The sequence below is a fragment of the Paenibacillus sp. FSL M7-1455 genome (genome assembly GCF_038004655.1).
Classification (GTDB): Bacteria; Bacillota; Bacilli; order Paenibacillales; family Paenibacillaceae; genus Paenibacillus_AQ; species Paenibacillus_AQ cookii.
Genome location: NZ_JBBORO010000001.1, coordinates 3,762,001 through 3,776,026 on the forward strand (window position 1 = coordinate 3,762,001; position 14,026 = coordinate 3,776,026).

General features: G+C 50.9%; 16 protein-coding genes. 1 reads left to right on the forward strand and 15 read right to left on the reverse strand.

Features of this window, described 5'->3' with window-relative positions; all coding sequences use genetic code 11:
* Positions 1-94 precede the first annotated feature (94 nt).
* Positions 95-964 (forward strand): YitT family protein, encoded by an 870-nt coding sequence (locus tag NYE48_RS17240; protein ID WP_036710076.1) that lies wholly within the window; start codon positions 95-97, stop codon positions 962-964.
* Positions 965-1,113: 149 nt separating this feature from the next.
* Here the strand turns inward: NYE48_RS17240 and NYE48_RS17245 are convergent, their stop codons facing one another.
* From NYE48_RS17245 to hisC, 15 genes are all read right to left on the reverse strand, one after another.
* Positions 1,114-1,986 carry a sporulation protein YpjB gene (locus NYE48_RS17245; protein WP_340999562.1) on the reverse strand — a complete coding sequence of 291 codons (873 nt, stop codon included), beginning with the start codon at positions 1,984-1,986 and terminating at the stop codon, positions 1,114-1,116.
* A 53-nt stretch (positions 1,987-2,039) separates the two neighbouring features.
* Positions 2,040-2,672, reverse strand: coding sequence for a DUF1405 domain-containing protein (locus NYE48_RS17250; RefSeq protein WP_036710068.1), 633 nt, complete (start codon positions 2,670-2,672; stop codon positions 2,040-2,042).
* 81 nt (positions 2,673-2,753) lie between these two features.
* Positions 2,754-3,632: a menaquinol-cytochrome c reductase cytochrome b/c subunit gene (locus tag NYE48_RS17255; protein WP_036710063.1), complete on the reverse strand. Its 879-nt coding sequence runs from the start codon at positions 3,630-3,632 to the stop codon at positions 2,754-2,756.
* A 19-nt stretch (positions 3,633-3,651) separates the two neighbouring features.
* Positions 3,652-4,323 carry a menaquinol-cytochrome c reductase cytochrome b subunit gene (qcrB, locus tag NYE48_RS17260; protein WP_212946792.1) on the reverse strand — a complete coding sequence of 224 codons (672 nt, stop codon included), beginning with the start codon at positions 4,321-4,323 and terminating at the stop codon, positions 3,652-3,654.
* A 15-nt stretch (positions 4,324-4,338) separates the two neighbouring features.
* Entirely contained in the window at positions 4,339-4,881 is a 543-nt protein-coding gene (locus tag NYE48_RS17265) for a ubiquinol-cytochrome c reductase iron-sulfur subunit (protein ID WP_340999563.1), read from the reverse strand.
* A 177-nt stretch (positions 4,882-5,058) separates the two neighbouring features.
* Positions 5,059-5,490 carry a DUF2487 family protein gene (locus tag NYE48_RS17270; RefSeq protein ID WP_036710058.1) on the reverse strand — a complete coding sequence of 144 codons (432 nt, stop codon included), beginning with the start codon at positions 5,488-5,490 and terminating at the stop codon, positions 5,059-5,061.
* 207 nt (positions 5,491-5,697) lie between these two features.
* Positions 5,698-5,877, reverse strand: a complete 180-nt coding sequence (locus tag NYE48_RS17275; protein ID WP_036710053.1) for an IDEAL domain-containing protein — start codon at positions 5,875-5,877, stop codon at positions 5,698-5,700.
* Positions 5,878-5,899: 22 nt separating this feature from the next.
* The gene (locus NYE48_RS17280) at positions 5,900-6,406 is read right to left on the reverse strand and encodes a gamma carbonic anhydrase family protein (RefSeq protein WP_036710049.1); all 507 of its coding nucleotides are present in this window, start codon (positions 6,404-6,406) and stop codon (positions 5,900-5,902) included.
* Between the two features lie 53 nt (positions 6,407-6,459).
* Positions 6,460-7,587, reverse strand: a complete 1,128-nt coding sequence (locus NYE48_RS17285) for a hypothetical protein (protein WP_340999565.1) — start codon at positions 7,585-7,587, stop codon at positions 6,460-6,462.
* A gap of 257 nt (positions 7,588-7,844) precedes the next feature.
* Positions 7,845-8,441: an anti-sigma factor gene (locus NYE48_RS17290; RefSeq protein ID WP_339324329.1), complete on the reverse strand. Its 597-nt coding sequence runs from the start codon at positions 8,439-8,441 to the stop codon at positions 7,845-7,847.
* Positions 8,438-9,031: an RNA polymerase sigma factor gene (locus NYE48_RS17295; protein ID WP_036710045.1), complete on the reverse strand. Its 594-nt coding sequence runs from the start codon at positions 9,029-9,031 to the stop codon at positions 8,438-8,440. The genes NYE48_RS17290 and NYE48_RS17295 overlap by 4 nt, the downstream gene beginning before the upstream one ends.
* Before the next feature lie 181 nt (positions 9,032-9,212).
* Complete coding sequence (locus NYE48_RS17300; RefSeq protein WP_340999566.1) at positions 9,213-9,596, reverse strand: hypothetical protein; 384 nt, start codon at positions 9,594-9,596, stop codon at positions 9,213-9,215.
* 28 nt (positions 9,597-9,624) lie between these two features.
* Complete coding sequence (locus NYE48_RS17305; RefSeq protein ID WP_340999567.1) at positions 9,625-11,487, reverse strand: IS1182 family transposase; 1,863 nt, start codon at positions 11,485-11,487, stop codon at positions 9,625-9,627.
* Positions 11,488-11,801: 314 nt separating this feature from the next.
* Entirely contained in the window at positions 11,802-12,896 is a 1,095-nt protein-coding gene (locus tag NYE48_RS17310; RefSeq protein ID WP_036710042.1) for a prephenate dehydrogenase, read from the reverse strand.
* Between the two features lie 25 nt (positions 12,897-12,921).
* A complete protein-coding gene (gene hisC / locus NYE48_RS17315) occupies positions 12,922-14,022 on the reverse strand; it encodes a histidinol-phosphate transaminase (protein WP_340999568.1) in 1,101 nt (366 codons plus the stop codon).
* Between the last annotated feature and the right edge of the window lie 4 nt (positions 14,023-14,026).

A 14,026-nucleotide genomic window follows, 5' to 3' on the forward strand; every position in this document is an offset into this window, starting at 1 on the left:
AACACAAATCTTTTTTAAATCGTCTGGAAAAAGGTATACTATGGTTGGAGCGAAGAGCTTGTTCTTCCTACTTTTGGTTAATGCGAGGGGTTTCATGACATTATCGAAATGGTTGTCTCCCATGAAAATGGTCCTGCCGATCATCCTCGGGACCGCCGTGTATGCTTTTGGGCTGCTGTATTTCATCATTCCGAACCAGCTGATGGAAGGCGGGGTTACGGGCGTCACCGTCCTGCTCAATTACGCCTTCGCCGTACCGCCCGCGCTTTCGACGCTGGTGCTGAACATTCCGCTGTTCCTGATCGGACTCAAAGTGTTGGGCGGCAGGCAAATGATCTATACCGGCGTCGGCATCGCCGCGCTCACGTTCTTTTTATGGGTGTTCGAAAAAATGATAGGCTGGGGTTGGATCACCCCGTTCCAAACCGAACGGGACTACATTCTCGCTTCCCTGTACGCCGGCGTCACGTTAGGCGCGGGGCTCGGCATCGTGTTCCGGTTCGGCGGGACGACGGGCGGCTCGGACATCGTGGCCCGGATCTGCAACCGCAAGTTCGGCTGGAGCATGGGCCAGGTCATTTTAGGAATCGATATCATCATTATCGGCGCTTCCCTTTTCTTTATCCCCAGAGAACGAATATTATACACGCTTGTCGCCGTGTTCATATCGTCCAAGGTGATCGATTTCATTCAAGAAGGGGCATATGCCGCCAAAGCCTTTACCATCATCAGCGACCATGCGCCGGAAATCGCCGACAAAATCACGGCCGAAATGGAGCGCGGGGTAACGCTGATTCCGGCCATCGGGGCTTATTCGAAACAGGCGAAGCATATGGCCTATTGCGTAGTCGCAAGACACGAAATCCGGAGGCTGAACGGAATCGTCAAATCGATCGACCCCCGCGCGTTTGTCATTATCAATGACGTCCATGACGTGCTTGGCGAAGGGTTCAAAGAGACCTGACGAATTGGCGCCGGCAAACCCCGGCGACTCATCGGCTGTAAGCGTAAATAGCACCAAAAGCCTGCTGCTTCCGCTTGCGTTTGGTTGCATGCCCTGCAAAACAAAAAAAGCTCCTGTCGAACTCGCTGTTCAGGGAGCTTTTTGAAGCATTACGTCCTTGGCGTCACCTTTTTAAAGCTGTTTTTTTCGCCTTTGTATTTTCGGTATGCGGTATAAGCGAGAATGGCGGCAATAAAAGCCCCTCCCCAAAACATCCACGGCCACGAACCATCGACTTGATCAAGCGGCGCCAACGCCGGATGATCTTTTTTCTTGCCGAACAGCCCGTTGAACATTTCCTCGCCCTGCCCGATCATGCTTTCGATTTCGGCGGGTTTGGGCTGGACGACATTCACCAAACCTCCCATGTACGAAATCCAGGAATCCACCATCGCCACGTCCGAGGGCGTACGCTGGATCGTGACCGCCGGACGGATCAGCTCGTAATGCTCCTGAAGACGGTCGTATGCCTGTTTGGCGGCCAATACGTCGCCTTTGCCCAATCCTGCCCTCATCTGGCTCAGTTCCTCGCGGATCACCTTGTAATATTGCATCCATATCGGCTGTTTGGGGTTGTTCAGACTGTCGGCAGCCATTCTAAGCTTGGCCGATGCCGTAAGCCACTGCTTCTTGTCGAGGTGGACCCGCGCAACCGCTTCTTTCATTTCGATGATGCTTTCGGACAGGGCATGAATCCCCTCCACGCTGGTCAGCTTTTGAAAAGAAGAGGACTCGAAGATCGCGTTCACCTCCTGCAATTCCCTGCCGACCTGGTTAATGTCGCCTTGAAGGACATGGTTGTACATTTGCTCCGCCACCTGGCTTAAGCGAGCCGCCTGCCGGGCAGCGTCCTCCGGCCCTGCGGGAGCCTGGTCGTCAGCCGAGCGGCCATGCGCGATAACCGGCTGCAATGACAGCACAACGGCCAGGAGCCATAGGATGAACCATCGGGTTTTGGGCTTTAACGGTATGCTCCGCAGCATAGGACATCCCTCCTACCGTAAATGTATGGCAGAAGGGATGCGGGTAGAACAAGCTATGTAGAATTGCGTTTGCCAAGACGGAGCACGAGCCAGGCGAGCAAAACGCTGAACAGCGTAAGCCCGAGCGTAAAGCTCTGAACTCCTTGCAGATCGTCCTCCAAAACTCGGGGAAGCCACGGGTAGACGCCAAACGTATAATCCACGATATCGTTAAGAAACGTCCAGGCTGCGGCCGGAATAAGCATGATCGCGCCAAAACGAAAAAACCGCACGAACAGCAGCGCTTCGATGGCCATGATCAAATGGGATGCAACCAGCATCCAATCCTGCCACACCAACTGATCCCCTTGGGCAGCCCCGGCAAAAATGATGCTCACCGCCCATACCCCGTATTTGACGGAGGTCACAACGGCCAGCGATTCCATCAAAAGCCTGAAACCTGCGAAAAAGGACGACTTCGGCGGATACAAAAGAAACAACACGCTGATCGTAAAAAAGAGGCTTGCCGTCGGGCTGTCAGGGACAAAAATAACCTGCCATAACGCGTTGTGGGCCAACGTAAATTCGATCTGGTCTCCATACCATATGTACCCGTATACGGTTCCGATCAAATTGCACCAAAACAGCAGCCATAAAATCACCCGGTTGGTTAAAAAAGCGCGGCTCCAAAAAAACGAAACAGACAACTGGCGGTCCTCCTTTCGCCGTTTTTTTCCAAAAAAACCTGACCGCTTTCACGATCAGGTTTTTGGATCACATATTTCGGCTTATTTTGCTTCAGCCTTTTGTTTGGAGAGCCAATCCGCCAAATTGTCAATGTCTTTGTCCGTCAGGCCTGCCGCGATTGCACTGTCGTACATCGCCGGCATTTTGCCTTCGTAACCTTCTTTGATGATTTTGAGGATGGCTGCTTTATCATGTTTGTCGCCGACGCCACGCAGCGATGGTCCGCTGGCACCCTTCAAATCGGCAGCGTGGCAAGAAATGCAGCCCGCTTTTTTGAAGGATTCCATCGCCGGATTTTCTTTATCGACGATCGCAATTTCTTGTTGTTGATTGCCGCTTGTCGTTGGAAGGCCTTTGGCTCTGTTTTCTGCCGCTTTTTCTTCGCGCTGGATGTTTTCAGGGACTTGGCCCGTTTCAGCCAGCTCGGCTTTGTAATGAGTCCAGGCGCTGTTCGTCAGGTATACGCACGCAATCAAAGAAAGAATCATAAGCGACGAAGCGATCGGTCTGCGATAGAAGCGGCGCTCTTTGCCCGTATCAAGGAACGGAGCAAGCAGCAGCGAACCGAAGGCAACGCCCGTCACGCCAATCGTTCCGAGCACGATGTAATCGCCGGATGCGTATGGCATCTTCAAGTACTGATACAGGAACAAGAAGTACCAGTCCGGCATCGGAATGATCGAAGCGCTTGGATTCGCCGGGAACCACAGCGGAGCAGGCTCTGCGATGGTAAGTACCAAGAATCCGACAAGCACGACAACGCCGACCATCCATTCTTTCAGCAGAAAGTTAGGGATGAACGCTTCCGATTTGCCCGGATACGCGGTGTAGTCCGGAGGAGTGACGAACCCTGCGCCCTTTTTAACGCGGGAGTCTCCTACGTACACAACTTTTTCTTTCGAATTTTTCCCGTGTGCCATCGATATTCCTCCCTTCTTATTATAGTGGACCGGAAATGCCCTGTCTGCGGATCATGATGAAATGTCCCACCATCAGTACGAGCAATACGGCCGGGAGGAAGAATACATGAAGCGCGAAGAACCGTGTCAGCGTTTCCGCGCCTACGATGGTACCGCCCTGCAGGAATTCCTTGATGATTGGCCCGAGCCAAGGAACGGAATTCGCGATTTCGAGCGTAACCTTCGTAGCGAAGTAAGCTTTGTTATCCCAAGGAAGCAGGTAACCGGTAAGGCCCAGACCCAGCATAACAAAGAACAGAAGCATACCAACGACCCAGTTCATTTCACGCGGCGCTTTGTAAGAACCCGTGAAGAACACGCGCATAGTATGTAAGAACATCATGACGATAACAAGGCTCGCGCCCCAGTGGTGCATACCGCGCACGATTTGGCCGAACGCCACCTGCGTTTGCAGGTACTCGACGCTGTTGTACGCGTTAATGATGTCCGGTACATAATACATGGTCAGGAACATCCCTGACAGGATTTGAATGACCGTGATAAAAAACGTCAATCCGCCAAAGCAGTATACGAATGCGGAGAAATGATGCGCCGGGTTAACATGCTCAGGCACTTCGTGGTCAGCAACGTCTCTCCAAATCGGCGTGACATCAAGACGTTCATCAATCCAGTTGTAGACACTCTTAAACATCCGAATCTACGCCTCCTATTTCACTTCAGTATTTGGCTCTACTTGCCCCAAATACACCCAACCGTCCTGCAATTTCAGTTTATACGTATCGAGTGGTTTAGGCGCTACAGCCAAGTTCTTGCCGAGTTTGTTGTAACGTGCGCCATGGCATGGGCAGTGATACTCGTCAGGGAAATTTTTGTCGTTGTTCCAGCCGACCGTGCACCCCAGGTGCTTACAGATCGGGGACAGCGCATAGATTTTCCCTTGCTCATCCTTACGGATCCAGGCCGTCAATGTAGCCTTGCTCGCGTACCATCCATCCTGCTGTTGGAGTTCAAAAGAGAATTCCTGAGGCTCGTCCGTAATTTTGCTTTCTTCCACGACCTTAATGAATTCGCCTTCACCTTTTTTATGCAGAATCGGATCAACTGCAAACCGCACCATCGGGAGCACTGGGCTCATTGCCATAAATGCGGTTGCACCACCTAAAGTATAAGCAAGAAATTGTCGACGGGACATTTCTTTACGCCCGGGTGGTTTCTCAGATGGTTCATGGTGGTCATTTTGGTTGCTCATAATGTCTTCAACCCCCTTTGTCAACCAATTCTTTAAGTGCTTTCAATGATTATCATCACACGACTTACTAGGACATAATAATAATATATTAGCCTTATAAGACCGTCAAGAATAACCAGATCTTTTTATTCTACAGTTGAAGAATTAACCAATTAAATTGTTGAATTTCTGTCACAATTACATTTCGGTTCCGGAATTCCATAATTTATGAATTTCTCCCTGCACGATACCGGCCAATTCTTTCCCGCTCTCGGCTTCTATCGCTGGTCGCGCCAAGATCAAATCGGCTTCCGGCAGATCGCTTGCCGGGAGGCTGCAGTCCGCCGACATGATGACGACATGTTTGAAGCCCGCCTGTTTCACGTTGCGGCACACTTCGTTCAAAAGCGACATTTCCCGCTGCAGTCCGTATTGGAATGCAGGATATGTAATCATTCTTCCCTTAAACGGAATTTCGACCAGGTCCATGAAATCCCTTAGACGTTCAAGGGCTGCCGTGGCTTCGACCGGGCTTTCGTTCCCGGTCAATCCCGTATAGGGAATGAGACAAGTGTCAAAATAGGGCTGCAGTTCCCCCCATGACGACTCGTCCACTTCGCTGAATTTCATTCGTTTCACCCTTCCCTCATTTTTCTCCATTATATTTCATATTATGCCTCGGCTGAAGAAAAAAAGAAACGCCGGTCTCTCCGCTCGGGTAAACGTCCTGCGTTCCCGAACGGAAAGCTGCCTGCATTTCTTTTTGTGACGGGCTTTTAGGGTGGAACCAACTTGCCTTCCACGCCGATCGCATAGATCGAATATCATGCGCTCGGTTTAATTCAACAACCTCAGTTCATCCGTTAGATTACGGAAAGCCGATTCGTCTCCGGTAGCCAGCGCCCGATCGATTTCGCGATAGAGCTCCTCGCTCCGATGTTTGCGCAACGCTTCGTCCCATACCATTTCAGCAGCAAGCCCCAACATGACTTCATACGTAGCTTTCATTTTATCCATAGGATGCACCTCCAAACATTGTTTAGAACATCCTATACTCTTTCCCCTTCTCCACATAGTTTTGAGTCGTGCGGTACATTCGCTGCAAATCCGCTTCCGTCAATTCGCGGACCACTCTTGCTGGAGAACCGAGGGATAGCGTATAGGGTGGGATTTTTTTGTTTTCAGTAACGAGACTGCCTGCACCTATTAAAGCATATTCTCCAATTTCGGCACCGTTCAGTACAATGGCCCCCATGCCGATTAATGTACCTTTACCTATCGTACATCCGTGAATGATGGCGGAATGTCCAACGGATACGTCGTCAGCGACGATGAGCGGCTCACCCGTATTCACATGTCCGACGGTTCCGTCTTGAATGTTGCATCGCTCACCGATCACGATCGGCGCCATGTCGCCTCTGAGAACGGCATTGAACCATACGCTCGAGTCCGCTCCGATCTGAACGTCCCCGATGATTTTGGCACCTTCGGCCACGTAAACGGAAGGCTGCAGCTTCGGCATATGCTGACCGTAACGCAATAACATTTCTCATCACTCCTAACTTTGGGAGTGATTTTAACAACTTTTACAAGCTTTTGTCAATGGACGAAAGAAGCATTCCCTCCGCCTAAAACGAAGCTTTTCCCCGCAAGTTTCAGTCCCCAAGCGGTCATCTGGACCACGGCTCCTTGCTCTTGGCTTTCTCCGATCCGCAGCAGTCCCAAATGAAGCATCATCTTCAAAATCCGCTCATTGAGAATCGATTCCGCGGTGTCGTAGTAATAAGGTTTGATCAACCAGCCGATCGCCTGATGCAGCGATGAGACGGTCACCCATTCCTTGGCGCATTCGCTTGTCCAGTAAACCAGGGAAGTCAGGTTGGGGATCGCTTGTTTATATAGCCTTAACCAGAAACGGAAAATTTGCACCATGCTTTCTTTCATTCCGCCGTCTATCATTTCCGTTCCCTTCGGGGTTAAGCGCAAGCGCCCTCCCTCTTCGGCAATGTACTCCTGATAGAATGCAAAATCGTACAGCAAAGCAAACCGGCTTGGGTAAGAGGTGAATGATCTTCCGTATCCGAAACGCCACCCGCCTTTCGTGACCAAAGGTTCGCTTACGTGAAGCATGTCCATGACCTGCTGCTGCTGGCGGCGATACATGGCCGCTTCCTGGTTAAGCTCGATTTCCTGATCGCGGACATACCGCAAAAATAACAGCAGATCCTCCGCATACAAGTTTTGTTCCTCACGGTAGGCACCGGGTTCTCCGGACCGCCTGACCCGGTTGCGAAGCATGGCGCCGAGTTCCTGCCTGAACCGTTCCTTTAAATCGTTCGGCATCTGAAACAGAAATCTCGTGCTTTGGGTCGTGCCGTTGAACAGCCACCCGCATCGCTTATACCTGGCGATGGCTTCGCGCGGACTTTCCGCCTTCTGCTGCTTGTCCGAAGGATCGGCATCAAAAGCGGTTTGCCCGATGATGGCCAGCAGTTCTTCCAGGCTGTAGGAGCCGCGGCCGTCAAACAAAAGGGTGTTGAGAAAACGCAAATCTTTTGCCGAACTGCTGCTGACCTGCTGCTCGATAAATTCCCTACGGTTTAGCATAACCAAAATGCTCTGGATCAGTTCATGTTTGGAATTCCGCTTGCACTCGCATTCGTAATGCTCCGCAATGGTCGTCAACTGGCCGATGTCGGCATATGTCAGCATATCCGCTAAATTCATCTCTGATCGCCTCGCCGTTTTACTACCATTATGGGAATTATTACAATTTTTATTCGGCAAAAACAAAAAAAATAACCCGAACGAAAGTCCAAGTTATTCTTTGGCATGAAGAAAAACGAGCGGTATAAATGTTATAAGCGGAAAAGCGGGAAAATCCGTTCGGCGCTCGCGCCGTCCGCCAATGCCTCGCTGCTGCTTCAGGGCTGCGAAAAGGCATATTCCGGATTTCGCGCGGCCTTCTCGCGCATCCAAACGCTTTATTTGCGCATTTGGCTCAGCCGCCGCAGCGACAGCAGGGCCATCGCAACGCCCAGCAACGATAAAATCATCCAATATTGCGGATGCGTCGGTCCCATGCTGACGACAAACGGTTCGATGATCCCGCTGTTCGTTGCCGGAATATTGTAGCTGAAACGGCTTAATTCCGCGCTGCCGGCAATCCCCGTCGGCAATATGCCCGTCGCGGCGTCGGCGGTTTCCTTCGGATGCGGCTTATCCATAAGCAGGAAATAAAGCGCGCTGCACAGGAACACCATCACGAAGCCGGTAATCCATAACGACAACCGTTTCCTCGTCGCCGCAGGCACGTCAAACGGCTTGCCCTTGTCCGGAATGAGCCACGGGGATTCCCGGTAAATCCGGTCCATGACGTTCCGGTTGATCTCCTCCGCTTTTTCTTCGGAGGCTTCCTCCTGCAATTCCAAAATGTAGCTGTGGCTTTCCATCCACAAATCGAATTCCGCCGCGCAATCGCTGCAGGTCGTCATGTGCATTTCCAGCTGCCGCCATCTGGGATCATTTTCATTCAAATCCGATATCAGCCCGAATAATTCTTGAGCCTCATCGCAAGTCATCTGCTTTTCATCCCTTCGTATTGTTCATAGTTTTGCTCATAAAAATACGGTTCCAGCTGTACCTTCACGCTGGATCGGGCTCTGAACAGCAAGGATTTGACCGAACTGACGCTTTGTCCTAATATATCGGCGATCTCCTGATAGTCGAGCTGGTCATATTCCCGAAGGATCAAGGCAGACCGCTGTTTCTCCGGCAAATTGTTGATGGCCTCGCGCACAAGCTCCACCTTCTCATTCCGCAAAACGGCTTGTTCCGGAGCAATCTCCGCCGGCGCAACGGGCGTCACCCCGCTTTCCTCGATCGGAACATGGGCGCCCTTTTGTTTTCTCAGCTCGCTGAGCACGGTGTTCCGTGCGATCGTATACAACCAGGTCGAAAAGGATGCATCCACTTCCCGGAAGGAATGCAGGCTGCGAAATGCCTTATAGAATGTCTCGGAGCATAAGTCCTCGGCCATGAGCTCCATGTGGGAGCTTCGAAGCATATGGTAAACAAAAGCCAAAATTTTCCGTTGATAACGGCGCATTAATTCGGAGAAGAGCTCGACGTTGCCCTTCTTGATTTCCCTAATCATTTGGGAATCCGTCATTTTTATGTAACCTCCTCGCCCGTACAAAACCTCCCCGTTCGATTCAGTCGTATATAAGTACCGAACAGGATCCGAAAAGTTGCGGTCGATATTTGTTGTCGGCGGTCCATGACACGCAAACACTATGTATTGGCAAATTCCCCAACGATTCTACAAAACTATCACTATCATTGTAGCACATTCAAGTATAACCGTCAGGAAAGCCGCGCGCAAATTGTCCGTTTCCCCCGCCGAAACCGGAATTCTGCCGAATAAAAAATGATTCCAATATATCAATAGACGGAACAACCTCGCAAAATGTTACTAGAACATACATATTTTTTTCGGAAACAGCTTTCGGCCAAAAAAGCAAACCACGTTTAACCTCGCCGCGACCGAACCGATCAAAAATCCTACACCCGCTCACGATATGTAAAACGCTTTGGACAATCATCGGGTTAGCAGAAAAACAAAAAAAAAGACCGCGAATCATTCGCGGTCCGTTGTTCACTCCGGAACAACCATTTATTTGGATAGGAGTGGAGAGAAACCATACTGTACTTTTATTATATGTATCCGTTTTCATTTTGTCAACCCTATATTCAAACTTCATTTCAAAAGCTATAAATAAAGAAAAAATTGTACCGTACATCACGTTTTGAGACGTTTTTTCCGCCCTTAGAAAAAGAAATAAAAAAACCGGGGCTGTCCAATAAGTCCCCAAAATAAAAAGTTGGTCGGAAAAACGTCATGTTTTCCGTCCAACTTTTTTTGTTCTGTCGCTTTTGCAGGAAAGTAGCGAGGCGGATGCCTGCCACCTTCAGTAGATTGTGGGCCAAAGCCACAATCCCAAACTCGGTGTGAACCTTCTCCAGCCCTCGCAAGGAGAACCGCCGGAACGACCGATTGCCCTTGATGTGACCGAATACGCTTTCTACCTCGACTTTACGCCGAGCATAGATCGCGGATTTCTCGTCATCCTCAAGGGCTTTTTTGGCCTTTGCTTTTAGTTCTTCCCAGATCGTATTCCAGTGTACCTGGCGGTTCCCCTTGGCCTTGGTGCAGCTTGCCTTGAATGGACAATCACTGCAATCTTCACATTCATATATCTTAAAGCTTTGTTCCAAGCCGGAAGCATTTTTTTTCGTTTGGTATTTCTTAAAGCGAACATACCGGCCATTCGGGCAAACAAATCGGTCATCGCGCTCTTCATACATCCAGTTCGAGGCATGCCGAATGTCCTTCTTGTAGCGACGCGTTTTCTCTTTCATATAACTGCCGTAAGGAATGAGAAAATCAAAACGGGACTCTTTTTCTTCGCCCATCGCATACAAATAGTTCTCTTCGCTACCATAGCCTGCATCAGCAATCACCGTTTGGGGCATCGGCAAAGAAGACGCGGCCAATCGCTTCATATGCGGGATGAAAGAGCGCGTATCGGTGGGGCGCTGGTGGATACTGTAAAATAACACGAACTGGTTTTCTGTCGCCATTTGCACATTGTAACCCGGTTTCAGCTGACCATTCTTCATGTGGTCTTCCTTCATACGCATAAACGTGGCGTCCGGATCTGTTTTGGAGTAGCTATTGCGATCGCCAAAGCACGCCTTCTGCTGCTCATACTTGGCGAGCCGAGGAAGAAAGTCCTCCCGAATTTGTTTCAGTGGCTTCTTCAAGGCACTGCGCTCTTTGCGTAAGGCTTTCCGTTCTTCGCTGTCGTTTGCCTGAGCGATTTGTTCGGTGAAATCCTCCACCTTTTCTTCCAGTATGGCGGCTGCTTTTTCGAGTCTTGCAGGGAGTTCGTCCGGTTCTGCCGCCGCGTATCCGCCAGCTTCTTGCTGCGTGAGCGTATGAATATGCGCAAGGGCCGCCTGCACCTTTTCCTTGAGCTTCTCTTCAAAGTGAAGGGTGGATTTTTTCCACACAAAAGAATACTTGTTAGCATCAGCTTCGATCTTCGTGCCGTCTAAAAAGTAGTTCTCCATCGTGATGTAATTGTCTGCGATAAGCTTTCGGATCATCGTTTCAAACAGCTCGTCCATAAATGCCTTCATGCGCACGCCACGGAAGTCGTTCAAGGTGCGGAAGTCGGGTTGCTGCATCGCTGCCAGCCACATAGCCGGGAGGTTTTCTTGCAGTAGCTTTTCAATCCCGCGACAAGAGTAGACCTTTTGCGAGTAACCGTAAAGGATGACTTTGAGCATCATTTTGGGATGGTAGGAACTGCGGCCTCCGCCTGTGTAATGAGCAAACAATTGCTCATCCGGGATGGCTTCAATCATTTCATCAATCACACGCGCCACATGGTGGGTAGGGATACGCATCTCCAGATCAAGAATCATCTGAGCCTGTCTGTTGTCATAGGGTTTGAAGGCAGGGGCAAGGCTTCGCTTGGAAACTGCTTTTTCTTCCAAATCCCCTAGAGGAAGTATCATTTGCATGGTATACTGTTCTGTAGTAGTCATTTGATTACGCATAAAAACCGTCCTTCTGTAAAATGGTTGTCTGGTAACTTTCATTTTACAAGATCAGACGGTTTTTTTGTGTTATTTTTTGCATTCAACGAAAATGGGCGGACCAGAAGTCAGTTTTCACTGACTTTCTGGACAGCCCCGTCAGGCTGTCGAGAAACCCCCTGTTTTTTTTGCAGGGGGTTTAAAATTGCCTCGTCGGTCACTGAAGTAGGGTTCTCAGAGCGCTTTAAATCGATTTTTATTTTAAAAGATATGATTCCCCATATAAAAAATAGAGTGTCGAAAAGTCCGTTGGACTTTCTCGACACTCTGCCGGATTACAGCGAAATGCTGTAATCCGTGTTGTTCAGCAGTTCTTTGGCCCGCTCCATATCGCTTTCCTGGCGGAAAGACAGCCGCATGATGCCCGGCACATCCTCCCTGCTTTCGATAATTTGGATATTGCTGAGGTTGATATGGTTTTCCCCGAGGATGGTCGTGATTTTGCCGATAATGCCCGGATGGTCGGGAACGTCGATATACAGGTCGAACGTCGAAGCGATCATTCCTTTGCGGCGCTCCGGGAGCTCGCTCCGGAAGTCGTTCGCTTTGGCGAAGGCTTGTACGATCCCTTCCCCGTCCTCCTGCTTCAGCAGGTTGACGAATGCCGAAATACCGTTGTTCCAATCCGAAAGCATCTGCAGCATGACGTCCCGGTTATTCAATAAAATGTCGCGCCAAATGATCGGATCGCTCGAGGCGATCCGCGTAATGTCCCGGAATCCGCCGGCCGCAAGCTGCCGGTACAACGGATTGTCCTTGTTGTAGTCGCACACCTGGTTGACGAGCGCAACAGCGATGACATGCGGAAGATGGCTGATCGCCCCCACGATGCGGTCATGCTCCACGGGATCGACTTTTACGATCTGCGCCCGCGTGTAGCTGAGAAGGTGGACCAGCGAGTCATACACTTCTTCAGGCAAACCCGGCGGCGGCGTCAACACGTAGTAGGCGTTTTCGAACAAAAGCGGCGTCGCCGCTTCGACCCCCGAGCGTTCCGAGCCGGCCATCGGATGGCCGCCGATGAAATAAACGTCCTCCAGAGCCAGTTTCTCGGCGGCAAGCGCGATGCTGGCCTTCGTGCTGCCGACGTCGGTGATGATGCAGCCTTTTTTTAATGGCAAAGCGCTGAGTTTCGTCAAGTATTCGTCGAGATTGCCGACAGGCACGCACAAAAAAATGAAGTCGGCATCAAGTGCCGCTTCCTCGATCGACAGCGTGGCCTGGTCGACAACGCCGCGGCTTATATATTTATCCGCGGATGCGGGACGGTGGGCATGGCCCACGACGGTAATCCCCGGCTTGCCTTTAAAGCAAAGGGCCAGGGAGCCGCCGATCAGTCCCACTCCGAAAATAGCGATTTTCGTCGTCATGGTACCTCACTTCATTGTTCGCATCCTATTGCACATGAGCTGTTTCCGCGTTCAAGACCTGCTCAAGGGCATGAATAAATGCTTTATTTTGTTCTGGAGTGCCTACGCTCACCCGGATATGGGTCGGATATTTGCTGTGGCCTGCCCGGATGATCACGCCCTTGCGGAGCATGGCTTCGAAAACTTCTCCGGCCGGCTTGCGCACGTCCACCATGATGAAATTGCCGTGAGCCGGGAAATAATCGAGTCCAAGGCGGTCGAATTCGGCCTGGATCTGTTCGATGCCGGCCCGGTTCGCCGCACGGCATTTGGCAATGTAATCCTGATCCTTCAAAGCCGCTTTCGCCGCGGCCTGAGCCACGCGCGTCGTGTTAAACGGTTCGCGTACCTGATTGATCAAACGAATGACCTCCGGCTGGGCGACGCCGTATCCGATGCGCAGCGACGCCAAACCGTAAATTTTGGAGAACGTACGCAAAACGACGACGTTCGGATACTTTTCGATATATCGGATGCCGTTCGGGTAAGAAGGATCCGTCACGTACTCGAAATAAGCTTCGTCAAGGACGACCATGACGTTCGAAGGCACTTTCTCGAGGAAAGCCGTGACCTCCTGCTCCGAAAGAAGCGTGCCGGTAGGATTGTTCGGGTTGCACACCCAAATGATTTTCGTGCGATCGTTGACCTTGGCCAGCATCGCATCCAAATCATGTTTCCCGTCCACGAGCGGCACTTCAACGGTGACCGCCCCTTCGATATCCGCGTTGCTCTTGTACACGGAGAACGTTTGGTCGGCCATGATCGTTTCGTCGCCCGGCACGTAAAATGCCCTGGAGATCAATGCGATGATCTCGTCGGAGCCGCAGCCGAAAATGATTTGGTCGGTATTCACGCCGAGGTGCTTCGCAAGGCCGGAAGTCAGCTCGACGGCGCCTCCGTCCGGATAAAGGCTGATATGTTCAAGCTCGGCCACGATAGCTTCTTTTGCTTTGGGCGATGCGCCGTACGGGTTTTCGTTGGACGCCAGCTTGACGACTTCGTCCAAGCCGAGTTCCCGTTTGACGTCTTCGATCGGTTTTCCGGGCTGATACACGGGAAGATTTCCAATTTGGGATTTAGGTCTCACAATA